This window comes from Micromonospora sp. GCM10011541, assembly GCF_042650725.1.
Classification (GTDB): Bacteria; Actinomycetota; Actinomycetes; order Mycobacteriales; family Micromonosporaceae; genus Micromonospora; species Micromonospora sicca.
This window is the reverse complement of record NZ_JBHSBP010000001.1, coordinates 1-22798: the sequence shown is the minus strand read 5'-3', so window position 1 is coordinate 22798 and position 22798 is coordinate 1. Positions and strand designations below refer to the sequence as shown.

25 protein-coding genes are annotated in these 22798 nt (G+C 73.4%); 13 read left to right on the top strand and 12 right to left on the bottom strand.

The window, feature by feature from the left end:
- Window positions 1-65 precede the first annotated feature (65 nt).
- From ACFOYX_RS00125 to ACFOYX_RS00110, 4 genes are all read right to left on the bottom strand, one after another.
- On the bottom strand, window positions 66-1517 hold the full coding sequence (locus ACFOYX_RS00125; protein WP_322443127.1) for an FtsX-like permease family protein: 1452 nt from the start codon (window positions 1515-1517) through the stop codon (window positions 66-68).
- A gap of 60 nt (window positions 1518-1577) precedes the next feature.
- On the bottom strand, window positions 1578-2279 hold the full coding sequence (locus ACFOYX_RS00120; protein WP_322443128.1) for an ABC transporter ATP-binding protein: 702 nt from the start codon (window positions 2277-2279) through the stop codon (window positions 1578-1580).
- Entirely contained in the window at window positions 2276-2812 is a 537-nt protein-coding gene (locus tag ACFOYX_RS00115) for a PadR family transcriptional regulator (protein ID WP_109802741.1), read from the bottom strand. Before ACFOYX_RS00115 ends, ACFOYX_RS00120 begins: the two co-directional genes overlap by 4 nt.
- Window positions 2813-2980: 168 nt before the next feature.
- Entirely contained in the window at window positions 2981-3547 is a 567-nt protein-coding gene (locus ACFOYX_RS00110) for a TIGR03086 family metal-binding protein (RefSeq protein WP_322443129.1), read from the bottom strand.
- Window positions 3548-3578: 31 nt separating this feature from the next.
- Here ACFOYX_RS00110 and ACFOYX_RS00105 point away from each other — a divergent pair, with 31 nt between their 5' ends.
- Complete coding sequence (locus ACFOYX_RS00105; RefSeq protein WP_322443130.1) at window positions 3579-4376, top strand: helix-turn-helix domain-containing protein; 798 nt, start codon at window positions 3579-3581, stop codon at window positions 4374-4376.
- Window positions 4377-4400: 24 nt separating this feature from the next.
- On the opposite strand, the gene ACFOYX_RS00100 is transcribed toward ACFOYX_RS00105, so the two are convergent.
- Complete coding sequence (locus ACFOYX_RS00100; protein WP_322443131.1) at window positions 4401-5600, bottom strand: PP2C family protein-serine/threonine phosphatase; 1200 nt, start codon at window positions 5598-5600, stop codon at window positions 4401-4403.
- Window positions 5601-5874: 274 nt separating this feature from the next.
- Between ACFOYX_RS00100 and ACFOYX_RS00095 the strand changes: the two genes are divergently transcribed.
- Window positions 5875-6231 (top strand): STAS domain-containing protein, encoded by a 357-nt coding sequence (locus ACFOYX_RS00095; RefSeq protein ID WP_088976933.1) that lies wholly within the window; start codon window positions 5875-5877, stop codon window positions 6229-6231.
- Window positions 6232-6241: 10 nt separating this feature from the next.
- Here ACFOYX_RS00095 and ACFOYX_RS00090 read toward each other — a convergent pair whose 3' ends face one another.
- Window positions 6242-7555: an MFS transporter gene (locus ACFOYX_RS00090; RefSeq protein WP_322443132.1), complete on the bottom strand. Its 1314-nt coding sequence runs from the start codon at window positions 7553-7555 to the stop codon at window positions 6242-6244.
- 49 nt (window positions 7556-7604) lie between these two features.
- Between ACFOYX_RS00090 and ACFOYX_RS00085 the strand changes: the two genes are divergently transcribed.
- The 5 genes from ACFOYX_RS00085 (at window position 7605) to ACFOYX_RS00065 (ending at window position 9876) form a co-directional block, all read left to right on the top strand.
- Window positions 7605-8288 carry an FCD domain-containing protein gene (locus ACFOYX_RS00085; RefSeq protein WP_322443133.1) on the top strand — a complete coding sequence of 228 codons (684 nt, stop codon included), beginning with the start codon at window positions 7605-7607 and terminating at the stop codon, window positions 8286-8288.
- Between the two features lie 39 nt (window positions 8289-8327).
- Window positions 8328-8786 (top strand): large conductance mechanosensitive channel protein MscL, encoded by a 459-nt coding sequence (mscL, locus tag ACFOYX_RS00080; protein WP_322443134.1) that lies wholly within the window; start codon window positions 8328-8330, stop codon window positions 8784-8786.
- Window positions 8787-8866: 80 nt separating this feature from the next.
- A complete protein-coding gene (locus tag ACFOYX_RS00075; RefSeq protein WP_322443135.1) occupies window positions 8867-9115 on the top strand; it encodes a hypothetical protein in 249 nt (82 codons plus the stop codon).
- A 29-nt stretch (window positions 9116-9144) separates the two neighbouring features.
- Window positions 9145-9519: a hypothetical protein gene (locus tag ACFOYX_RS00070; protein WP_109802731.1), complete on the top strand. Its 375-nt coding sequence runs from the start codon at window positions 9145-9147 to the stop codon at window positions 9517-9519.
- 81 nt (window positions 9520-9600) lie between these two features.
- Window positions 9601-9876 carry a hypothetical protein gene (locus tag ACFOYX_RS00065; RefSeq protein WP_109802730.1) on the top strand — a complete coding sequence of 92 codons (276 nt, stop codon included), beginning with the start codon at window positions 9601-9603 and terminating at the stop codon, window positions 9874-9876.
- A gap of 59 nt (window positions 9877-9935) precedes the next feature.
- On the opposite strand, the gene ACFOYX_RS00060 is transcribed toward ACFOYX_RS00065, so the two are convergent.
- Window positions 9936-11231, bottom strand: a complete 1296-nt coding sequence (locus ACFOYX_RS00060; protein WP_322443136.1) for a benzoate/H(+) symporter BenE family transporter — start codon at window positions 11229-11231, stop codon at window positions 9936-9938.
- A gap of 60 nt (window positions 11232-11291) precedes the next feature.
- Here ACFOYX_RS00060 and ACFOYX_RS00055 point away from each other — a divergent pair, with 60 nt between their 5' ends.
- Window positions 11292-11840 (top strand): XRE family transcriptional regulator, encoded by a 549-nt coding sequence (locus tag ACFOYX_RS00055; protein ID WP_322443137.1) that lies wholly within the window; start codon window positions 11292-11294, stop codon window positions 11838-11840.
- A 4-nt stretch (window positions 11841-11844) separates the two neighbouring features.
- Here the strand turns inward: ACFOYX_RS00055 and ACFOYX_RS00050 are convergent, their stop codons facing one another.
- A complete protein-coding gene (locus ACFOYX_RS00050) occupies window positions 11845-12867 on the bottom strand; it encodes an AAA family ATPase (RefSeq protein WP_322443138.1) in 1023 nt (340 codons plus the stop codon).
- Between the two features lie 63 nt (window positions 12868-12930).
- Between ACFOYX_RS00050 and ACFOYX_RS00045 the strand changes: the two genes are divergently transcribed.
- Genes ACFOYX_RS00045 through ACFOYX_RS00035 form a run of 3 tightly spaced genes read left to right on the top strand, consistent with a single transcriptional unit; the run spans window position 12931 to window position 15695 of the window.
- Window positions 12931-13650 (top strand): protein phosphatase 2C domain-containing protein, encoded by a 720-nt coding sequence (locus ACFOYX_RS00045; protein ID WP_322443139.1) that lies wholly within the window; start codon window positions 12931-12933, stop codon window positions 13648-13650.
- A 59-nt stretch (window positions 13651-13709) separates the two neighbouring features.
- On the top strand, window positions 13710-14906 hold the full coding sequence (eis, locus tag ACFOYX_RS00040; protein WP_322443140.1) for a GNAT family N-acetyltransferase: 1197 nt from the start codon (window positions 13710-13712) through the stop codon (window positions 14904-14906).
- Between the two features lie 39 nt (window positions 14907-14945).
- The gene (locus tag ACFOYX_RS00035; protein WP_238454169.1) at window positions 14946-15695 is read left to right on the top strand and encodes a ZIP family metal transporter; all 750 of its coding nucleotides are present in this window, start codon (window positions 14946-14948) and stop codon (window positions 15693-15695) included.
- A gap of 89 nt (window positions 15696-15784) precedes the next feature.
- On the opposite strand, the gene ACFOYX_RS00030 is transcribed toward ACFOYX_RS00035, so the two are convergent.
- The 3 genes from ACFOYX_RS00030 to ACFOYX_RS00020 form a co-directional block, all read right to left on the bottom strand.
- Window positions 15785-16867 (bottom strand): NAD-dependent epimerase/dehydratase family protein, encoded by a 1083-nt coding sequence (locus tag ACFOYX_RS00030; RefSeq protein ID WP_322443141.1) that lies wholly within the window; start codon window positions 16865-16867, stop codon window positions 15785-15787.
- A gap of 44 nt (window positions 16868-16911) precedes the next feature.
- A complete protein-coding gene (locus tag ACFOYX_RS00025) occupies window positions 16912-17205 on the bottom strand; it encodes a hypothetical protein (protein ID WP_322443142.1) in 294 nt (97 codons plus the stop codon).
- Window positions 17206-17330: 125 nt separating this feature from the next.
- Window positions 17331-17819: an anthrone oxygenase family protein gene (locus ACFOYX_RS00020; protein ID WP_322443143.1), complete on the bottom strand. Its 489-nt coding sequence runs from the start codon at window positions 17817-17819 to the stop codon at window positions 17331-17333.
- A 493-nt stretch (window positions 17820-18312) separates the two neighbouring features.
- Here ACFOYX_RS00020 and ACFOYX_RS00015 point away from each other — a divergent pair, with 493 nt between their 5' ends.
- The gene (locus tag ACFOYX_RS00015) at window positions 18313-19764 is read left to right on the top strand and encodes a hypothetical protein (RefSeq protein WP_322443144.1); all 1452 of its coding nucleotides are present in this window, start codon (window positions 18313-18315) and stop codon (window positions 19762-19764) included.
- Between the two features lie 183 nt (window positions 19765-19947).
- Here the strand turns inward: ACFOYX_RS00015 and ACFOYX_RS00010 are convergent, their stop codons facing one another.
- A complete protein-coding gene (locus ACFOYX_RS00010) occupies window positions 19948-22185 on the bottom strand; it encodes a DUF4365 domain-containing protein (RefSeq protein WP_322443145.1) in 2238 nt (745 codons plus the stop codon).
- An 85-nt stretch (window positions 22186-22270) separates the two neighbouring features.
- On the opposite strand from ACFOYX_RS00010, the gene ACFOYX_RS00005 reads away from it, so the two are divergent.
- Window positions 22271-22522, top strand: coding sequence for an NlpC/P60 family protein (locus tag ACFOYX_RS00005; RefSeq protein ID WP_377533747.1), 252 nt, complete (start codon window positions 22271-22273; stop codon window positions 22520-22522).
- The last annotated feature ends 276 nt before the right edge of the window (window positions 22523-22798 follow it).

The following is a 22798-nucleotide window of genomic DNA, read 5'->3' as shown; positions in this document are numbered from 1 at the left end:
GCCCGGAGGGACCCACCGGCGGGTCCTCCGCAGGCAACAGCGTGACCGGCGGCGGCGGCGTCACATCAGGTCGTCCGCAACTCCTCCATCGCCGTGCTGGAGCGCAGGAAGAGCAGGCCGACCCCGACGGTCACCAGCACCGCGGCCAGGGCGCCGGCGCCGAGCCAGGCCAGCCGGTCCCACGGTACGTCCGGCGGCACGGTCACCCGGGAAACCCACTCCGTGCGGACGTACTGGGCGCGGGTCACCTCGTCGGCGCAGAGCTTCTCCCCGGCGTCGCAGATCTCCTGCGAGTAGCCACCGCCGGTCGGCGCCGGGAACGCGCCCCGGACGAGCAGGAGACCGACGGTGAGCGCGACGGCGATCGCGGGTGCCGCCGGTGCCAGGGACTGCCAGAGGATGGACCGCCCGATGACCCCCCGGGGCACCCCGGTCGCCACCAGCGCCGCATACGCCTGCCGCCGGGCGACGATCCCCTCCACCAGCGCGACCAGCAGGCCGCCCGCCGCGATCGTCATGGCGACCGCGACCGCCAGGTCGACCAGGTCCATCGCGCCCAGGTAGAAGTCGTCGGGTGCGGCCATCCCGTTGCCGGTCCGCCGCCCCAGTTCGATCATGGCCAGGAAGTCGGCACGGATCCCGGCGGCTCCGGCCCCGAAGATGAGCGCGGCGAGGAGCGCGGCGAAAGTCCGGCTGCCCGCCCACGGATCGGCTGTCAACCGGCCGGCGGCCAGCAGCGCGGCCGGCCCCCGGGCGTACCGGTGCAGCAGACGGCCGGTGCGGTGGGAGATCCAACCGGTCCCGGTGACCACCCCGATCATGGCGATCAGGGCCCCACCGACCAGCAGCGCCGGCAGCAGCCAGAGCGGTGGCTCGCTGTGCCGACGCTCGTACCAGAGCCCGACCGGCCGGAAGGCGGCGAAGGCGGCCAGCCCGAGCAGGATCAGCAGGCCCGGCCAGGGCCAGGGCGGCCTGGTCCGGGCCTTCCGGACCACGCCGAACGGGGTGGTCGTCACCCGACGCAGCAGCAGGGCGGTGGCCAGCGTGGCGAGCGCCGGCAACCCGAGCACCACCGCCACGATGCCAGCCGTCGGCGGGTACACGTCGGTGGGGAGCGGAAGCCGGCCTTGGGCGTCCGGCCGGTGCACCAGCTGGTGACCGGCCAGGTAGATCAGCAGCCCGGTCGACGCGCCGAGCAGGGCGGCCAGGCCGGTCTCCGCCGCGGCGACCCGGGTGACCTCGCCGGGGGTGGCTCCGGCCAGCCGGAGCGCGGCCAGTCGACGGTCCCGGGCGGGAGCGCCGAGCCGGGCGCATTGCCCGGCGAGGCCCAGCACCGGGAGCATGAGCAGCAGCAGGGCGAACGCGGTCCCGCCGCGCAACCCCGGCTCTCGCAGCAGCCCGTTGGTGTACTGGTCGGAGAGGGCGTCGGACCCCCCGGCCGGTGTCGGGATGGCCAGCACGGTCAGCGCGGCCAGGCCGGCGAGGACGGCGAGCGTGGCGCTCAGCGCGGTCAGCACTACCCGGGCGGTGTCGGTGCGGGTGCCGGCCAGGGCGAGGCGGACCAGGGGTGGCCCGCCTCACCGGTGGCCGCCCGCGAGCGGCGTGTCCAGCCCCAGCCCGGTGTGGTCGACCAGGCCGTCCCGGAGCATCACCTCCCGGTCGGCGTACGCGGCGATCCGTGGCTCGTGGGTGACCAGCACGACGGTGGTGCGCTGCTCGCGGGCGAGCCGGACCAGTTGGGTGAGCACCTGCTCGCCGGCGAGGGTGTCCAGCGCGCCGGTCGGCTCGTCCGCGAACAGCACCCGGGGCTCGGTGACCAGCGCCCGGGCGGTGGCACAGCGCTGCTGCTGACCGCCGGACGTCTCGCCGGGCCGGACGTCGGCGACCTCGGCCACTCCCAGCCGGTCCAGCCAGGTCAGCGCCGCCGTCCGCGCCTCTCGCCGCCCCGTGCCGGCGAGAAGCAGCGGAAGGGCGACGTTCTCCGCCGCGGTCAGCTCGGCGACGAGCTGGCCGAACTGGAAGAGCACCCCGAACTCGGTGCGGCGCAGCCGGGAGCGGGCCGCCTCGGACCAGGTGTCGATCCGCGCGCCGCGCCAGGTGACCTCGCCCGCGTCGGGGCGGAGGATGCCGGCGAGGCAGTGCAGCAGGGTGGACTTGCCGCACCCGCTCGGGCCGGTCACCGCCACGATCTCCCCCTCGGCCACGTCGAGGGTCACCCCGCCGAGCGCGGGTGTCCTGCCGTACGCCTTGACCACGCCGCGAGCTTCCAGGTGTGTCACGAGTGCACCTCCCGGTGCCAGTCGGCGACCCGGTCCAGGGTGGTGTGCAGCCACCGCAGGTCGGCGTCGAGGTGGGCGATGGCGAAGTCGGCCGCGACGACGTCGTCCAGGGTGGCCGAGGGGGCGGTCTTGACCGCGGTCAGCTCGCGCAGGCGCGCGGTGTGCGCCCGACGCTGGGCGGTCAGGTACGCCCGGGCCCGGTCGACGTCGGCGGCCAGCAGCGCGACGACCACCTTGGCGAAGAGCGTGCTGGCCACGTACGGCACGGGCGGCTCGACGGTGCTGAGCCAGTGCTCCAGCGCGGCCCGTCCCTCGTCGGTGAGCGCATACGCCGTGCGGTCCGGACCGCCGTCGCGCTCCTGCCCGGCGGGCACCACCAGCCCGTCGCGTTGGAGGCGGGCGAGGGTGGCGTAGACCTGGCCGAAGGCGAGCGGCCGGGCCCGGGGCAGCCGCGCGTCGTGGGCCCGCTTCAGCTCGTACCCGTGCCGCGCCCCACCCGCCAGCAAACCGAGCAGAACATGCTGAGTGGACACCGCGCCACTATTCACTCAGCGAATAGCCCCCGTCAACCCCTCCCCCCTCCTCCCGCGCGATCTTGCAGTTGGTGCCCCGGCAATACCGGGCAAGTGCCGCGAAAAGCGGGCCCCAACTGCAAGATCGCGTGAAGCGGGAGCGGCGGGCGGGGAGGGAGGGTGGGAGGGTCAGGGGTGCCAGGTGGGGTTGCGGCCGGTGCGGGACAGGAGACGGTCCAGGTCGGTGGCGTCGGGGGTGGTCGGGTGGGGTGCGGCGAAGGCGCCCATCTGCTGGCCGGTGTCGCCCATCCGGTCCATGAACCCGTGCAGCTCGGCGAGGACCTCCGGCTCGACGTCCAGGCGCTGGCCGGTGGCCCGGGCCAGGTCCCAGGCGTGCACCGTCAGGTCGGTCAGGGCCATCGAACCGACCGTCTCCTGCGGCAGGCCCATGCCGGGCGAGACGCCCTCCAGGCTGGCCGGGTCGGCCCAGGCCTCGACCAGGCGGGCGGTCTCCGCCGCGAACCGGTCCCGCCAGCCCTCGGTCAGGTGGTCGGTCTTCGCCGACCAGTCGACCTCCCGTCTCCGGGCGAGCGCCTGGAAGTTGACCACCACGTCGTACAGGTGGTTGAGCAGGTCGCGCACCAGGTAGTCCGGGCACGGGGTGGGCCGGGAGAGCTGGTCGTCGGAGATGCCGCGGACCACCGCCACCGTCCGAGGTGCGGCGGTGGCCAGCAGCTCACTAGTCTTCGTGGTCATAGGGCCAGCGTATGAAGGTGGTCTTGAAGAAATGCGACAGCGACCGCGGCGGGACAGCAGGGGCATCCTCGACCCCGGCCGGCTGCTGCGGCAGGTCCGCTTCCGCCGCCGGTTGCCCACCCCGGCGCTGCAGGCGTACGTCGAGCACTACTGGCTCATCGACTGGGAGCTGACCGAGCCCTTCGAGCAGCGGGTAGTGCCGCACCCGGCGGTCAACGTGGTGTTCCACGGCCCGGCAGGCGGCCCGGAGACCGCCGAGGTGGCCGGCCCCGCGGGCGAACTCTTCGCCATCACCCTGCACGGCGCCGGCCGGACCAGCGGCGTCCAGTTCCGGCCGGGCGGCTTCCGGCCCTTCTGGCGACGGCCGGTCGCCGAGCTGACCGGCCGACGCCGGCCGCTCGAAGCCGTCGGCCTCCCCACCGCCGGCCCGGTCTGCCCCGGCACCGACGACGACCGCTGCCGCCGGCTGGACGCCCTGCTCACCGGCTGGGCGCCCCGGCCCGACCCGCTGGCCGCCGAGGCGACCGCGCTGGTCGAGGAGATCCGCGCCGACCGGGACATCCGGCGAGTGGACGACTTCGCGCGCCGGCACGGCGTGTCCACCCGACGGCTCCAGCGGCTCTTCCTCGACCACGTCGGCGTCGGTCCGAAGTGGGTGATCCGGCGGTACCGGCTCCAGGAGGCGATCGAGCAGGCCGCCGCCGGCGGGCCGCTCGACTGGGCGACGCTCGCCACCGACCTCGGCTACAGCGACCAGGCCCACCTGGTCCGCGAGTTCACCGCCGTCACCCGGGTCTCCCCGGCGGCGTACGCCCGCTCGCTGAGCTGACCCGGTCCGCGACCCACGGGCCGGTCAGCGACGGCGGAGGGCGACCACGGCGATGTCGTCGTGGATCTCCGGCGGGGCCAGCTCGACCAGCAACCGCTGGCAGAACTGGTCCAGGTCGTCGTCCACCCGGGTGGCGACCGCGCCCAGCGCGGCCATCCCCTCGTCGATGGTCGCGTCCCGCCGCTCGATCAGGCCGTCGGTGTAGAGGACCAGCGTCGCGCCGGCCGGCAGCACGAACTCCAGGTCCGGCGGGCGGGGCGCGCGGACCCCGAGCAGCGGAGCGGCCTGCTCGACGAACTCCACCCGGCCGTCCAGGCTGACCAGCGCTGGCAGGTGCCCCGCGCTGGCCAGCCGGATCAGGCCGCTGCCCGGGTGCAGCAGCAGTACGCAGATGGTGGCCAGCTCGTTCGGCAGCAGGGTACACATCAGCTCGTTGACCCGGTCCAGGATCACCCCCGGCTGGTGCCCCTCCACCGCGTACGCCCGGACCGCGTGCCGCAGCTCGGCCATCACCGTCGCGGCGTGCAGCGAGTGCCCGGCCACGTCGCCGATCGCCATCAGCAGGTGCCCGTCGAGCATCACCAACTCGTAGAAGTCGCCGCCCACCTCGGTCTGGGCGCTGGCCGGCTCGTACCGGACCGCCAGGTCCAGGCCGGCGACCTCGGGCAGCCGGCGGGGCAGCAGGCTGCGCTGGAGGGTGACCGCGATCCGGTGCTCCTCGTCGAAGGAGCGCTGCGCCTCCATCGCCGAGGCGACCGCCTGGGCGAGCTGCACCAGCACCGGCGTCCGTACCGTCTGGGTCGCGGTCGGCACCACCACGTAGAGCGGCGACCGGTCCTCGCGCAGCTTGGCGGCGGCCACGGTGACCGTGTCGCCGGCCGGCCAGTCGATCCGATCCCACGCCGCCGGCTCCTCGACCCGGACGGTGGCGCCGATCGGCACCCCGGTGTCGTCGACCACCCACGGGACGACGTGCGGCTCGGCGTCTGGCCCGGCTGCCACGCCGGCCAGACAGTCACCGTCGACGTTCTCCGCGACCACGACCGCCGGGCTCTTGAAGATCCGCGCCGCGCCGGCCGCCGCCGCCTCCAACAGCCGGACGAAGTTGGAGGCGGCGTGCATCTGCACCGTCGCGTCGGCGAGCGCGGCCAGCCGCTCGGCGAGCAACTCGGCGAGCCGTTCCGGGGTCAGCGCCGGGGAGTTGGCCGGGACACGTCGGGACATCCTCACGACCGTATCCCCCTCGTCCACGGCCACGCCGAGCATGTCCACCAGTCGCGCCACCGCGCCGGACTGCGGTTGGAAGCCCTCGTCCGGCAGCCGCGGGCGGGTCGCAGCAGACCTCCCTGGACTCGCGAACCGGCCGGACTCTATCACCGCAGCAGCTCGGACTACTTGCCGCGGGACAAATAATGATCGTCGACACGGGTACGGGCTCCCGTTCTGCGTGTTCCCCGCTTCGTGGGATACCGTTCCACCGAACACAGGAGGTCGACGAATGTCCCTGACGGTGCACACGGAACAGCGCGGCGACGTGGTCGTCGTGTCGGTCGCGGGCGAGCTGGACATGGCGACGGCACCGCAACTGCAGGACCAGATCACCGATCTGCTGGACAAGGGACGTAGCCGCCTCGTCTTCGACCTGGCGAACGTGTCGTTCTGCGACTCCACCGGGCTGTCGGTGTTCGTCCGCGCCAAGAACAGCTGCGACGAGGCCGGCGGCGTGGTCCGGCTGGCCGCCCCGCAGCGCGGGGTGCTGCGCATCCTCGAGGTCAGCGGGCTGGTCGAGGTGCTGCACACGTACCCGACGGTCGAGCAGGCCGTCGCGGGCGACCCCACGCCGGCCTCCTCCTGAGCCACCTTCCTCAGCGCTCGTCCTCGATGTAGCGGGGACGAGCGATCATCATGCCCGCGCCGGTCTGCACGGCCAGGGCCGCGAGGAGGAAGCCGAGCGGCGCGGTCCAGCCCCCGGTCGCTTCATAGAGGATGCCGACCAGCAGCGGGCCGAGCGCGGCAATCACATATCCGGTGCTCTGCGCGAAGGCGGACAGCGCCACCGTGCCCTCGGCGGTGCGGGCGCGCAGCCCGATGGTCGTGAGGATCATCGGGAAGGCGCCCTGACCGAGGGCGAGCAGCAGCACCCAGAGCGGAGCCAGGCCGCGCGGTGCGAGCGCCAGTCCCAGGTAGGCCGCGGTGGAGAAGGCGGTCAGCGCGAGCACCAACGGGCGCAGCGTGCGCAGCCGGCCGGCCAGGGTCGGCATCCCCAGCGCGACCGGCACGCCGAGCGCGGTCACCCCGGCCAGCAGCAGCCCGGCGGCCTCGGGCGCGTAGCCGGAGTCCCGGAAGAGCTGCGCCAGCCAGCCCATGATCGCGTACCCGCTGAGCGACTGCGCGCCGAAGTAGACCGCCATCGCCCAGCCCAGCCGGGTCCGCTCGGGCCGGATCCGGGCCGGGGTGGCCACGGCCGCAGTCGGGGTCGCCGCCCGCCGGGCGGCGCGGGCCCGCAGCGCCAGCGGCACCCACGGGAGCACGGCCACCGCGGCCAGCCCGGCCCAGACGCCCAGCCCGGCCCGCCAGGAGCCGAAGGCGTGCGCGACCGGCACGGCGGACGCAGCGGCGACCGTCGTGCCGATGGTCAACGCCATCGTGTACGCCCCGGTGACCAGCCCGGTGCGGTGCCCGAAGTGCTGCTTGACCAGCATCGGAAGCAGGATGTTCGCCACCGCGATGCCGGCCAGCGCCAGCGCGCTGGTGAGCACGAAGACTGCCGCGGAGTCGGTCGCCACCCGGAGCACCTGGCCGACCGTGAGCGCGAGCATCGCCACGACCAGGACCCGGGCCGGCGCGTACCGGCGGACCAGCCACGGGGTGAGCGCGCCGAGGCCGGCGAAGGCGATGGTGGGCAGGGTGGTGACGAAGCCGGCCATCGTGCCGGAGAGACCCAGACCGCCGCGCACCTCGTCGAGCAGGGCGCCGAGGCTGGTCACGGCGGCCCGCAGGTTGAGCGCGACCAGCAGCATGCCGACCAGCACGAGCGCGCCGCCGGTGGCCGGGGACGGGGTGCCGACCCGCGAGGCGGCGGGCGCCAGGCCGGGCGTCACGTCGGTGGTGGGCGTGCCCTCGGCGGTCGGGGTCCGGTCCCGGATCGGGGCCTCGGTGCTGGCGGGTGGCGGGGTCATGACCTCGAACCTACAATCATGGGATGAATTTCGGCAGCAGGTGTAACCGGTGACACCGCCCGTCGATTCCGTCGCCGTGCCGCCGCGCGGCCAGCGGGTACGGGACACGATCGCCCAGCTCCGGGCCCGGATCCTCGGCGGCGAGTGGCCGGTGGGCGGCCGGATCCCGACCGAGCCGCAGCTGGTCGCCGCGCTCGGGGTCGGGCGGAACACCGTCCGGGAGGCCGTCCGCGCCCTGGTCCACGCCGGCGTGCTGGTGTGCCGTCAGGGCTCCGGGACGTACGTGGTGTCCACCGACGAGCTGGCCCCGGTGGTGGCCCGCCGGCTCACCGACGACCGGATGGCCGAGGTGGTCGAGGTGCGCCGCGCCTTCGAGGTGGAGGCGGCCCGGCTCGCCGCGCTGCGGCGTACCCCCGATGACCTGGCGGCGCTCGACGCCGCGCTCGCCGCGCGGGAGGCCGCCTGGCGCTCCGGCCGGGTGGACGACTTCGTCGAGGCCGACGCCGCGCTGCACACCGCGGTGGTCGCCGCCGCGCACAACGGCATGCTCGCCGAGCTGTACGCCTCGGTCGGCGCCGCGCTGCGCAGCACCGTCGCGCACGCCATGGGCGACGCGCTGGAACCGGAGCGGTACGTCGACCACGGTCGACTCGTGGCCGCCATCTCCGACGGCGATCCAGCCCGCGCGGCGATCGAGGCCGGTGCTTTTCTGGAGCCGCCCTCCAGGGCATAGGTTGTCCCGGACGCAGAATCGGACAGCACGGGAGTACGGATGCTCAAGGGCTTCAAAGATTTCATCATGCGCGGAAACGTCGTCGACCTTGCGGTCGGCGTCGTCATCGGCGCCGCCTTCACCGGCATCGTCACGTCGTTCACGGAGAGCTTCCTCAAGCCGCTGATCAAGCTGATCAGCGGCGGCAGCGAGCTCAAGTCGGGTACCTGGACAATCGGTGATGTCAAGTTCCCGTGGGTGAACTTCATCAACGCGGCCATCACCTTCCTGCTCACCGCGGCGGTGCTCTACTTCCTCGTGGTCTACCCGATGAACCGGCTGGCCGAGCGTCGGCGGCGGGGCGAGGAGCCGCCGCCCTCGGCGCCGAGCGAGGAGGTCAAGCTGCTCACCGAGATCCGGGACGCCCTGGTCGCGGGCGGTCACAACACCCCCGGGCAGCGGCGCGGGGCGCTGGACGACGTGCTGGGGCGCCGGAACGAGCCGCCGGTCACCCGCTGACGTAGCACATGCACAACGGCCCCCGCGGGAATCCCGCGGGGGCCGTCCCATGTCGTACAGGTGTTCGATAGAGTCCCGCCATGGAACAGCGCAGGCACTGGTGGAACGGGAAGTGGGGACGGCTGGCCCGGCGGGACGTCTTCCTCCGGGTGGACGGGGACCGCTGGCACGTCGAGCAGCGGGCCGGCGGCGCCGAGGGAGTCTCCCGGTTCTACGAGTACGCCAGCGCGGAGGAGGCCGAGGAGACGGTCCGGGCCCTGCTGGAGGGGCTGGACGGCTGGCGTGAGCTCTCCCCCCGCCCACCGAGCGGCTGGACCCCGTCCGTTTAGCGCGGGCGCGGCCCGGGAACCGCGCCTGCATGAACCAGCAGGGTACGCAGCAGCAGGCCACCATCTCCCGGGTCACCACCGGCATGCGGGTGGTCGACTCGACCGGCGCCGAGATCGGCACGGTGGATCTCGTCCAACGCGGCGACCCGACCGCGGTGACCGTGCAGGCACCCACCGCCGACCCGGGCAGCAGCCTGGACGAGCTGATCGAGGCGACCGCGGTCGAGGAGCCGGACGTGCCGGCCGACCTGGCCGCCCGGCTGCTGCACAGCGGCTACCTGAAGGTCTCCACCGAGCTGGCCCGCACCGGGGCGGTCTACGTGCTCGCCGACCGGATCGCCACCGTCTCCGACGGCCAGGTACGCCTCGACGTCCCCGCCGCGGAACTGCCCCCCGAGGAGTGAGCCGGGCGGGCGCACCTCCCGGACACGCTACGAAGCTGATGTCGTCGATGAATCACCGCTGAATCCCCTACCGTGGGCGGGATGTGGATGGTGATCGGAGAGCAGCGCGGCACGCCGGCGGATCCGGACCAGCGGTCGGCCCAGTTCACGCACATGGCCGAGGTGACCCGGCAGAGTCCCGGGTTCGTCCGGGGCTGGTGGGGCGCGGACGACGACGACCCGGAGCTGAGCCACGCCCTGGTCGTCCTCGACACCCTCGACAACGCCCGGGCGCTGAAGCGGATGGTCGAGGCGAACGTCACCGGGGTGCGCCTGCGCCTCATGGAGATCGGCGTCGCGGTCGACGGAGCGTCCTGACCGCACGAGCGGGGTGATGACGATTCAACTGCAAAGGACGCCGTGCCCGGTCCCGGCCCTCAGCGGACCGGCGGCCGCGACAACGCCGCCCGTCCGCGGCCTCCGGCCTGCGGCACGTCATCGCCCCGCGGCACGACCTCGGCCGGCGCGACGGCGCCCTCGGCCGGCTCCGTGGTCGCCGCCCGGTCGTCGCCGCCCGGTCGCCGCCGGCGGCGGAACAGCAGCAGCATGAGCCAGCCGGCGACCAGGCCCCAGAACGCGCCGCCCACCCCCAGCAGGCTGACCCCGGAGGCGGTCACCACGAAGGTGACCACGGCCGCCTCTCGGGCCTCCGGTTCAGCGACGGCCGCGGAGACCGCGCCGGCCAGCGCGCCGAGCAGCGCCAGGCCGGCCACCGCCTCGACCAGAATCGGCGGGGACAACAGCACCAGCGCGGTGGCCACGCCCGCGCCGAGGCCGAGCAGCGCCAGGCCGATCCCGGCGGTGACCGAGGCGATCCACCGGCGGTCCGGATCCGGGTGGGCGTCCGGTCCGGCGGCCAGCGCGGCGGTGATCGCGGCGAGGTTCACCGCGTGCCCGCCGGCCGGCGCGCCGAGCGCGCTGGCCAGCCCGGTCACCCGGAGGGCGGAGCCGAGCGGCGCCCGGTAGCCGTAGCCGGCGAGGACGGCCATCCCGGGGACGTTCTGCGCGGCCATGGTGACCAGGAAGAGCGGCAGCGCGAGGCCGACCACCGCCGGCAGGGTCCAGGCCGGCGTGGTCATCTCGACGGTGGGGGCCAGGTGCAGCCGACCGGGCCCGGCGGCGGGGGCGGTGAGCGCGATGGCCACCGCCGCCACCGCCAGCGCGGCCGGCACCGCCCAGCGGCGGGCGAGCCGGTGCAGGACGAGCCAGGTGAGCACCACCGGGGCGGCCAGCCGGGGCACCTCCACCAGCGCCCGGACCGGGGCGGTGCAGAGCGGCAGGAGCACCCCGGCGAGCATCGCGCTGGCGATCGGGCCCGGGATCGCCGCGACCGCGCGGCCGAGCGCGGGGATCAGCCCGGCCGCCGCGATCAGCAGGCCGGTGGCCAGGAACGCGCCGACCGCCGCGGGCCAGCCGCCGGGCACCGGGCCGGTGGCGACCAGCAGCGCCGCGCCCGGGGTGGACCAGGCGATGGCCATCGGCAACCGGTGCCGCAGCCCGAGCCAGACCGCGCAGAGGCCGGCCGCCACGCAGAGCACCAGCAGCCCGGAGGCGGCCTGCGCGTCGTCGGCGCCGACCGCCCGCAGCCCGGCGAGGACCACGGTGAACGAGCTGGCGAAGCCCACCAGGGCCGTCACGACGCCGGCCAGCACCGGTTGCAGTCGGCCCGCCATCCGCCCCCCCTCCACCGGCCGTTCCGTTTACGGAACGACGACGTGTAGCACCATAGCGGCATGGCGTCGCCCCCACCAGCTCGTGACCCCGCACCCGGAACGGTCGGCCCACGGGTGCGGGCGCTGCGCGAGGAACGCGGAATCTCGCTGTCCACCCTGGCCCGGCTGGCCGGCGTCGGGAAGGCCACCCTCTCCGGCCTGGAGAACGGCACCCGCAACCCCACCCTGGAGACCCTGTACGCGGTCACCGCGCAGCTCGGCGTGCCGCTCACCGCCGTCCTCTCCGGGCCCGCCGAGACGCCGACCGTACGCGGGGCGGCGGTGAGCGCCACCCTGCTGGAGGTCTTCACCGACAGCGACGCGACGTACGAGCTGTACCGGATGCGGGTCGCGCCCGGCCCGGGCCAGCTCTCCCCCGCCCACCAGGCCGGGGTCACCGAGCACGTCACCGTCTTCTCCGGCGTGCTGCGCGCCGGGCCGGTGGACGCCCCGCTGACCGCGGCGGCCGGCGCGCACCTGCGCTGGACCTCCGACGTGCCGCACAGCTACGCCGCCGTCGGCGACGACGAGGTCTGGGCCAGCCTGCTGCTGCGCTACCCGCGCCGCTGACCGGTCAGCCGGGCGGCGCGGCCACCGGCAGCCGGTGGCGTACGGCCCAGAGCGCGGCCTCCGTCCGCGACGCCGAGCCGGTCTTGCGGAGCAGGTTCGACACGTGCACGGTGACCGTCCGCACCGAGATGCCGAGCGCCCGGGCGGCCTGCTTGTTGGACATCCCGGCGACCAGGCAGCCCAGCACGTCGATCTCCCGGCCGGTCAGCTCGGCGTCCGGCGGCGTCGCCGGCCGGGGCACCAGATGCTCCGGCAGCGGCTCGTGGACCAGACCGTCCGGCCCGGACCCGGCGTGCGCGGCGAGCAGCTCGGTCAGCACGTACGGGTTGCCGCCGGTCCGCCGCCAGACCGCGGCCACCACCGTCTCGGCGGGGCGCGTCCCGTCGTACACCTGGGTCAGCACCTCGGCCACCTCGGCCGCGGTGAGGGGCGCGAGGTGCTGGCGCACCGCGCCGCGTACCCCGCAGAGGCGGGCCAGCGCGCGGACCGTGAGGTCCGGCGCCACCGCGTCGGCCGGCGGACGGCTCGCCACCACCAGCAGGGCCGGCAGCTCCGGGGCGGCGGCCAGCTCGCCGAGCAGGTTGAGGCTGGCCGGGTCGAGGGCGTGCAGGTCCTCCACCACCAGCACCGCCGGGCCGGCCCCCACCAGCAGCCGGACCGTGCGGACGGCGAGCCGGAGCAGCGTGCCCGGGGCGTAGCGTTCGCGCGGCGCGGTGGGCTGCTGGGCGAGCCAGGCCAGCGCGTCCGGCGGCAGGTCCAGGCCGCTGGTGTCCCGGCCGCTGAGCACCGCCGCCAACCAGTCGTACGGGGCGGGGTCGTGCACCCGCGCGGCGCCGGCGAGGACCACCGCCGGCCGCGGGGTGAAGCCCTCCAGGGCGGCCCCGACCAGCAGACTCTTGCCCACCCCGGCGGCCCCGGTGATCACGGTGACGGTGGGCGCCGGCCGGCGGCCGGAGACCACGGCGGCCCATGCCCGGTCGAGCTCGGCCAGCTCGCCGGCGCGCCCGACCATGGACACCGGCATCATTTCTCACACCCTACGCAGTAGTGCGTAGAGACGGCGGCAGGGTCTTCTTGGCAAGCTTGACCCATGACGCTCATCCTCCGCTCGGCCATCCTCAACGACGTCGGCCTCGTCCGGACCAACAACGAGGACTCCGCCCTCGCCGGTGACCGCCTGGTGGCGGTGGCCGACGGCATGGGCGGTCTCCCCGCCGGCGAGGTGGCGAGCGAGATCGTCATCCGGATCCTGGACGAGCTGACCCCGCCGACAAGTGCCGACGAGGCCGCCGACGCGCTGCGGGCCGTGGTGAGCACCGCCAACCAGCGGATCCGGGCCGCCATCACGGTCGACCCGGCCCGCGACGGCATGGGCACCACGCTCACCGCCGCCCTGCTCGCCGGGGACACCCTGGTCCTCGCCCAGGTCGGCGACTCCCGCTGCTATCTGCTGCGGGACGGGGAGCTGACCCAGCTCACCCGGGACGACACCTTCGTCCAGGCGCTGGTCGACCAGGGCGCCCTCTCCCCCGACCAGGCCCGGCACCACCCGCAGCGGTCCCTGGTCACCCGGGCCGTGCAGGGTTCGGACGCGCCGCCGGCGATCGGGGTGCTCACCGTCTTCGCCGGCGACCGGCTGCTGCTCTGCAGCGACGGCCTCTCGGACTACGTCGAGGACTCGGCGATCGCCGCCGCGCTCGGCGCGAACGCCGACCGCCAGCAGTGCGGCGAGCAGCTGGTCAAGCTCGCCCACCAGGCCGGCGCGCCGGACAACGTCACGGTGGTCGTCTCCGACGTCACGGCGGCCTGAGCGGCCACCGGGCCGGCGAAAGCGGTTGCGCCGGCCACCGGCCCGGGTTGGGATGAGGAATGATCATCCGTCGGTTGGCCGCCGAAGAACGCCTGGCCACCAGCTTCCCGCTCCAGGCGTACGCCTTCGAGGCGTCGCCGCTGGCCGCCTCCCGGGTGGAGGAGTTCCGCGACTACCTCCCCTACAACGCCGGCAACCGGACGCTGGTCGCCGACGAGGACGGCACGGCGGTCGCCGCCGTCACGGCGATCCCGATGCGGCAGAACCTCCGCGGCGCCGTCCTGCCGATGGCCGGCGTCGCAGGGGTGGCGACCCACCCGCTGGCCCGCCGGCGCGGCCACGTCCGGGCGCTGCTGCACCAACTCCTCGACGAGATGCGCGACGAGGGGCATTCACTCACCGCGCTGTACCCGTTCCGGGCGTCGTTCTACGAGCGCTTCGGCTACGTCGGGCTGCCCCGGGCGCGTACCGCGACGTTCACCCCGGCCGACCTCGGGCCGCTGCTCCGCGCCGAACTGCCCGGCGAGGTGGTCTGGGAGCGGGTCGGGGCGGCGTACCCGACCTGGCGCGCGTTCACCGAACGCTGCCTGCACGAGCGGCACGGCTTCGCGGTCTTCCCCGACTTCCGGGCCGTCGGGCTGCGCGACCGGGACGACCGCTGGCTGCTCACCGCCGTGGTCGACGGCAGCACGGTCGGCGCGGTGACCTACCGGATCGACGACCACGGCGGCGAGCTGATCGCCGACGACCTGCTCGCCACCGACCCGTACGCCCGGGCGCTGCTGTTGCAGTTCTTCGCCCGGCACGTCGACCAGGTCGAGCGGATCCGGGTCCAGCTCCCCGCCGACGAACTGCCCGAGCTGTGGCTCACCGACCTGGCCGTGCACGTCGAGGCGCGGGTGTCCCGGCCCGGGTCGCCGGCTCCGATGGCCCGGCTGCTCTCCCTGGACGCGCTGACCGGCCTGCCGGCGGGAGCCGGTCGGCTCCGGGTCGACCTGGTCGGCGACCGCTGGCTGGCCGGTACGCACCTGCTCGACGGCGCCACCGGCCGGCTGGAGCTGCGGCCCGGCGACGCCGCCGGGGCCGGCGTCCCGACCGCGACGCTCACCGCCGCGGGGCTCTCCGCCCTCGCGTACGGGGTGCTCGACCCGGCCGAGGTCGACATCCGGGACCTGGGCGACGTGCCGGCGGACGCGGCGGCCGAGTTGCGCCGCATCTTCCCCCGCGAGGTGCCGTACCTCTTCGCCGACTTCTGACGGTTCCGCCGCCCCCCGCCCCGGGGTACGGTCCTGCGAATGCCGGAGTGGTTGCAAGCGGGACTGTGGGGTCTGCTGGCCGGTTCGGCCCTGCTGATCGGGGCGGTCGCCGGGTTCTTCGCCCGGGTGCCCCGGAAGGTCATCGCGTCGATCATGGCGTTCGGCGCCGGGTTGCTGCTCAGCGCGGTCTCCTTCGACCTGGTCGCCGAGGCGTACGAGCAGGCTGGCCTGCTGCCCACCGCCCTCGGCGCGGCGGTCGGGGCGCTGGCGTACACCGTGGCGAACATCCTGCTGGCCCGGCGCGGCGCCCGGCACCGCAAGCGCTCCGGCGACGTGCAGCCCTCCGAACAGGAGCAGCCCGGCTCGGGTACGGCCATCGCGGTCGGCGCGCTGCTGGACGGCGTACCGGAGTCGGTGGTGATCGGCGCGGGTCTGCTCGCCGGCGGCCCGGTCAGCCTGGTCACGGTGGTCGCGGTCTTCCTGAGCAACGTGCCGGAGGGCCTGTCCAGCGCGGCGGGCATGCGCCGGGCCGGCCGTTCCCGGCGGTACGTCTTCCTGCTCTGGGCGGCGATCGCCCTGGTCAGCGGCGCGGCGGCGCTGGCCGGATACGCGCTGCTCGGCGGCGCTCCGCCAGCGGTGCTCGCCACCATCACCGCGCTGGCGGCCGGGGCGATCCTCGCGATGATCACCGACACGATGGTCCCCGAGGCGTTCGAGGACGCCCACCTCCTGGTCGGCCTGATCACCGTCCTCGGCTTCCTGGTCGCGTTCGCCCTCTCGCACACCTGACCGCACGCCCGCTGGCGGCGGAGCACAGGCGGCGGCTCGATCTTCTTCGTCAGCAACGACCGCACCCGCGGCGACCGGCGGGGCGTACGTCAGTAGGGGTTGCCGTGGCCCGGGGTGCGGGCCTTGCGGAGGCCGCCGGGGCGGCCGGGAAGGTCCGGGTCCGCCGACATGGGCGGGGCGGCGGTGTGCCCGGCGCCCGCCATGCCGGCGAAGAGTTCCTTGAGCGCGGTCAGAGCGTCGATCCTCGGCGTCCAGCCCAGCTCCGTCTCGGCGCGGTGGCTGGACATCAGCGGCGCGTTCAGCGCCAGCTCCACCCAGCCGGCGTCGACCGGTTGCAGCCGCGCCCGCCAGGTCAGCGCCGCCGCGACGCGCAGCACCGGGGCGGCGACCGGCACCGTCCAGCCGTGGAAGTGCCGGGCCACCAGCTCCGGGGTCAGCACCGGGTCCGCGGCGACGTTGAACGCGCCGCGTGCCTCACCCAGCAGAGCCTTCGCGTACGCGTCGGCGACGTCGTCGGCGTGCACCGCCTGCATCCGCAGCCGGCGGTTGGTCGGGACCAGCGGGATCCGGCCGTACCGGAGCAGCCGCACCGGGGCCAGCGGCCCGAGGAAGTAGCGGGTGATCTCGGTGCCGGCGTCCCGCTGAAAGGTCAGCCCCGGGCGCAGCCGGACCACCCGCAGCTCCGGGTGTTCCCGTTCGACCGTGTCGAGCAGCGCCTCCACGTCCGCCTTGTCCCGGCTGTACGACGATCCGGGCACCCCGGTCGCCGGCCAGCGCTCGCTGACCGGGTGGTCCTTCGGGCCGGGCGCGTACGTGCCGACCGACGACGCGCACACGAGGGCGGGGACGCCGGCCCGGACGACCGCGTCGATCACCGCCCGGCTGCCGTCGACGTTGGTCCGATGCAGGGTGCGCTGCTCGTGGCTGGGCTGGATCTGCCAGGCCAGGTGCAGCACCGCCCCGGCCCCGGCGAAGATCGCCGAGAGCTTCTCGGTCGCGCCGGGCGCCCCGATGTCGCAGGAGTGCCACTCCACCCGGTCGTACGGCTCACCGGCGTCCGGCCCCGGCAGCCGGCGGGCCACCCCGGCCAGCTCCAGCCCGGACTCCTGACGCAGCCGGCGCAGCACTGCCGTCCCGACGTTGCCGCTGGCCCCGACGATCACGATCCGCATACCGGCTGCGGTACCCGTTGAACCCGACTCCAACCCCGGAAGGTTCACGGCCGGGGCGAGTGGCGTACCCAGTTCTTCTCCTGCCGGCGGCGTCCCTCGGTGGCGGCGAGGCAGCGCGGACAGATGAACCCGACCGGGTCGGCCTGGGTGAGCACGTCGGTCGAGGCGTAGTCGAACGGCACGTGCGGGAAGCGGCGCAGCCGGGTACGACTGAGCGGAAGCCCGCAGACGGTCTGGTTCTGCCCCGGCAGCCAGGCGTGCACCTCGCCGCCCGGCTGCCGTACGCCGTCCGCGCCGACCTCCTCGCTCGACGCCGCCACGGCGGGCGTACTACTCATCCTCATGCCCGTCCCGGTTCCCCGGGCGGGCCGAGGCATGCGGCCCGGCCCCCGCCGTGTCGGCGAGGTGGCGGCATCCCGGCCGGTCGGACACCGCCACATCGCCGACGTGGAGTCGCTGGCGGTCAGGCGCGGCGGGTCAGCAGGGCGCCGATCAGGCAGGCGAAGGCGGCCACGTTGGTGACCGTGCGGGCCAGGTTCCACCGCACCCAGGTCGCCTCGAAGCGCTCGCGGACCGCCGTCAGGTCGGTGATCCGGTCCACCGGACCGGCCGCGTCCAACCGGTCGTTCAGCGGCACGCTGCACCGCATGGTGATCACCAGGGTGACGAGGTAGAGCACCAGCGCCGCCCCGGTCCAGGCCAGCACCCGGCCGCCGGCGGTGAGGTGCAGCGCCACCGCCAGCGCGAGCAGCAGCACCGCCCCCAGGAAGGCGGCCAGGAACCAGCCGTTCAGGATCCGCCGGTTGATCCACTGCATGGTCCCGACGAAGGTCCGGTCGTCGGTCGCGGCCAGGCCCGGCATCACCGAGCACGAGTACGCGAAGAACAGCCCCGCCATCAGCCCGGTCGTCAGCGTCGCCCCGGCCAGCACGGCCGTACGCAGCAATGTCATGGCTCCCAGCCTGGCCGGCCACGGCGCCACGGGCCATCGTCGAGCGGCTCGACCGCATGCGCGGTCGTCTCGGCCTCGGCGGCCGGACATCGACGGGCGGCGGGAAGCCGGAAGGCTCGCGCGAGCGGGTTCCGGTAGCCTGAGCGGGCGGGCCGCTAGCTCAATGGCAGAGCTGTGGACTTTTAATCCACAGGCGGCCTGGTCCGCCATCGATTTGTGTCGCTAAATTCTGCTGCACGAACTGCGTCTATGCACCCGCCTGGTTGCGCACACTCGTCCTATGTGGACACGATTGCCTCCCGGGGTGCTCGGTTGTTTAGGCGCACATGAATCCGCTCGCCCTCTGCGCCGTCCACGTGGTTGCAGCGTTGTCCACGGAGGGTTCGGTCGACCATGCCGCACGCGGCCGTGCGTGCGAAAATCCGCGCAGGTCTGCCGCTGGTGGGCACTAGCCTTAACTCTCGTGACTTCTACCTCTATCGGGCTGGTACCGGTGCACGCCGGGCAGCCCGAGCCCAACTCCGAACAAGAGCGGATGCTGACAGCGCGGCGGGAGCACCAGCAGGACGTCGGACACCGCGATCGAGCCCCGCGTGTACCTGGTGATCTGGCCTGGGAGAAGCACGGATTGCAGCCGCGCTGGCTCGGCATGGAGACCAGTGACTGCGCGATCGCCATCGAGCCGGGGCACTACCACAACCGAGGTGTGGCTGAACGGGATCGGTTCCTGGCCGGCGCAGCTCGACGCGGCGAGCTCGCACTGGTGGTGGCGGTGATCGGAGATGCCGACGGGGATGAACTAAAGCGTTCACTGTGGTCGCGCGACGCCTCCGTCTCGGTCGCGGACATGTTTACCAACGTCAGCGGCCGGCGACTACCGACGGGCACTCGGCCGGAGATCGCCCCTGATCTGAGCCCGGCGGATCGCGACCTGGCCATCCGGCTGCTCACCCGGCCAACCACGGCGCCCTGGTGGGCGCTGCAACTCCACGGGGTGACCACGGTGCGCGGCGACGGTTTCGGTGGTGAAACACACCACCCAGCCCAAGGAAACCTGGAACCCATCCTCATCGACAGCCTCGGCGACCCCGTCGTTGCCGCGTGGGTCTCCCCCGCAGGCGACCAGCGATGGTACGTGCTGCCCGACCCCGTCGCCTGGGACAACGTGCTGGGTTGGTTGACGCACAGCGCCCTGCCGCATTACGCCCCTGCAGTGCTGCGCCGGGCCCGCTCACCACACTTCGTCGACCCTGACCTACAGACAGCGGACGAGTTGGCCGCCCGCGCCGGTCTCGTCGATCTGGAACAGCGCTACAGGCTGGACCGCGCCCAACTCGACCAGGATCTGCGCGAGGCCGAGGAGAACGCGTCACCAATCCGCTACGGCCTGCTCTACGGCACGCGTGATGAGCTGGTCGAGGCGGTGGCCGCAGTCCTGGCCGCCGCCGGGCTGAGCGTCGTCAACCTGGACGCCGAACTCGGTGCCACTCAGTCTGCCGACCTACTCGTCAGCGCCCCGCAGGGTGCGAATCGCAAGCTCGTCGAGGTCAAGGGCGCCGGTGGGGCCGCGCAGGAGAACCTGGTCGGCTACCTCCAGCGACACCTGGACACCTGGCCGCAGCTGCAACCGGACCAGCCGGTCGCCGGGGGAGTCCTGGTAGTCAACCACCAGCACAAGCTGCCCCCGGCCGAGCGCACCGCGCAGGTCTACACGCGGCCGGAATTTGTCGCCACGCTGCCGGTGCCTGTTCTGAGCAGCCTGCAACTGTTCCACTGGTGGCGGGTCCGGGATTGGTTGGCGATCCGCACGGCGATCCTCGGTGCCGAGCCGAGCGCCGTCGTGACCGGGCCGCAGCCGGCTCCGGCGAAAGCGGATCCCTCCGAGGTGTCCGCCACGGCGACCGGACGGAACAGGTGGTGGCGGAAGGACCGCCGCGGCAGCTGACCGAAGCGGGCCGGTCGAGAACGAGGAACCGGGCGCCGCCAAATCTCGCCGCTCGGATTCGGAGTGCAGCACAACCGCAAGGTGCGACGACGACCGGTCGGCCCGATGGGCGCCACCTGATCATCGCGCGGTCGCCGTTGATGTTCGTGCCGGGTGAGTTGGCTTTGCCCGGGAGGCTCGTCGTCACGGCGAGGCAACGTCGAGCCTGGCAAGCTGGGCGGCGGCGTCGAGATCGTGACCGAAGCGGTCCATCAAGGTCTTGGCGATGACGCGGGCCTCCGGCGTGAGGCCGAAGCGTAGGTGCAAGTCGACCCACGCGCGTACGATGCCTGGGTCGTGGATCTCGGGTGCCAGTTGGCCGTACGAGGCCCACGCCGCCTCCCACCGGCCCTGGTTGAGCTGGGCGAATATCAGTCCCCAGGCGTGCTGGTCATCGTCTGGCTGGTCCCTGAGCGCGGTGCGGGAACATGCCTCCGCGCCCGCCCAGTCGGCGTCCCTCATTCGCCGCTCGATCAGCCGATGGTGGAGCTGGCGTCGTTGTTCGTCGGCGAGTTCGCCGGTGGCGAGAAGCTGCGCTGCGCACGCTTCGGCGCCGTCCGTATCGCCGCGGAAAGCCAATATATTGATCTTGTCTTGGAGTGCCTTCAGCGCCCCGTACGTCCTCCAGGTTTCGTCGCATGCGGCGAGCGCTTCCTCGTAGCGGCCTGCTTCCCGCAGCAGCTCGATCAGCATCTCCCCGGCTGCGGGTGATTGTTGGGACCGTAGCAGCGTGATCGCCGAGTCGAGGTCGCCGGTGCCGGCGGTGTTGCGGGCGGTGAACAGGACGTGGTCTTGGGCGTCGAGGTTGGCGAGCGTGCCGAATCGGGTCAGATCGGCCGCGTCGAGTGCGCCCCGGACGGCGAGCTGGTGCAGACAGATTCGGGCCGCGAGTGCGCTGGCGGCGTTGTCGAGCGCGGTGCGCCACAACGAGGTCGTGTCCGCGCGGGGCTGATTGGCGTCCGCCGCGATGGCGCGGATGAGCGGCTCGGTTGGGGTGTCGCGCATGGCGTCGCCGAACCGGCCGGCGCGGGTGCGGTCGCCCAACGCGACGCTGGCTTGGGCACCCATGATGGCGACCGTGGGGTCGACAGCCTCGCGGTCGTTGGCCTGACCGCCGAGGGCTGTCGGCGTGGCGAGCGTGATCACCTCCAGGAACGCCTGGGCGAGCATGCGCTCCTGCACGATCAGGCGATGCGCGTTCTCGCTTGGCCCGGCCCACCGTCGCGTCTCGTCCCGAACGGACGTGGCCAGCTCGACCGCCGCCTGCTGGTCGCGGTACGGCACCGCCGAACGTCCACGGACCATGCGCTCGATGAGCACGCGCGCCTGGCCGAGCCTGCCACCGACGATGCGCGGAAAGCGTCGGCAGGCGCGCTCGTAGAGGATCAGCGCCCGGTCGAGGTCTCCCCGCCTCATGGCGCGCTCGGCGAGGAACAGCAGACAGGTGGGTTCCGCGTCGAGTTGGTCGTCGGGAACGTCGCGCAGGAGGGTCTCCAGTGCGTCGTCCCGGCCCGACTCGTCGGCGTCGAAGGCGCACACGGCGACATCGGCGAGCAGGCTGGCCCCGGCATGCTCCCGCGCGACGTGGAGAAGGTCGTCTGCGCGGGCTCGATCGCCGGCTGACATGGCCATCAGGGCTGCGATGCCGCGCAGCCGTACGTGGTCGCTCGACCCTCTGTCGGCTGCCAACGCGAACGCGGACATCGCGAGGTCCTGGTGGCCATGTTCGTTGGCATACGCGCCGATCGTCGCGAGCCGTAGCACGGTCGCGTGGGGCCAGAGCCGGCTTGCGTCGAGTAGCGCTTCGACCGTGGCCCGTGACTGCTCGCGGCCCTCGCTCAAAAACTTCGCCAGACGTAATGCTCCGTCACGGTCGACGGCGCGAAGGGCGGACAGCATCTCCACCGCCGAAGGCGGCAGCAGCGGCAGCGCTACTTCAACCGGGTCGGCGGTGGCCGGGGCGACGGCGAGCGCGATCCCGCGCAACGTGTCCTGCGAGCGGGCGTCGAGGACGTTCGCCGACGGCACCTCGATCCACCAACCCCGATTCGTGTAGTGGACCGCGTCGTGCGTGATCTGCACCCAGTACCCGAGACCGGAGTCCGGGTCCACGAGGACCAGGATCACGGGCATGAGGTTGGCCAGCCAGTAGCTGAGGTGCCGAGTCTTGCCGGGGAACCGCCAGCCACCGTCGGTCTTCTGTTTGAAGTACGTGGGTCCGCATTTAATCTGAACGGCGAGATACCGGCCTGAAGGGGTCCTGGTCAACCCATCGACTTCGACCTGCGCATCGATCCCATGGTCAGCGACACCTTGCTCCCGAAACGCCCAGCCCATCGAGCTGAACGCACTATCGACGGCGGCGACGCCGATGCGCTCCATCTGGGCAGACGACCGGGTCACACGGCCCCCTCTCCACCCACGATCTGTCGCAACGCCGGCCCGAACGCTAGCGGACCCTTAGGAAGTGGACGTGCGCGGTTTAGCCTCGGCTGCGCGCTTCGCCACCAGGACCGTCAGCCTAATCGGCACCCCCTACACCTTCGGCGGAGTCTGCACCGCCGCCCATTCCGGCATCCCGGCCCGACAGTACGACTGCTCGGCGCTGCTGCAGCAGGCCTACAGGGCCGCCGGTGTCAGCATCCCCGCACGACCAGCGAACAGGTCGACACCGGCGCGCCGCTCACCGACTACCGCGACCTGCGGCCGGGAGACCTAGTGTTTCATCCCCGGCAGCCGAGGCAGCACGAGCCGGCCCAGCCATGTCGGCATGCACCTCGGGCAAGGACTGACCGTGCCAGGCCCCGCACACCGGCGACGTCGTCAAGATCAGCCGCCTGGCCGCGTGGAGCGGACAAGTCGCCGCGGTCCGCCGCATCGTCAAATAGGAGATACTGCAATCGGACTCTGATTGCTCGCAACCCTGCTAGGCAGTGAGGTGATCTCAACAAGGCCGTGCAGTGGGTTGCGGATGACACGGGCATTGCGTCCATAG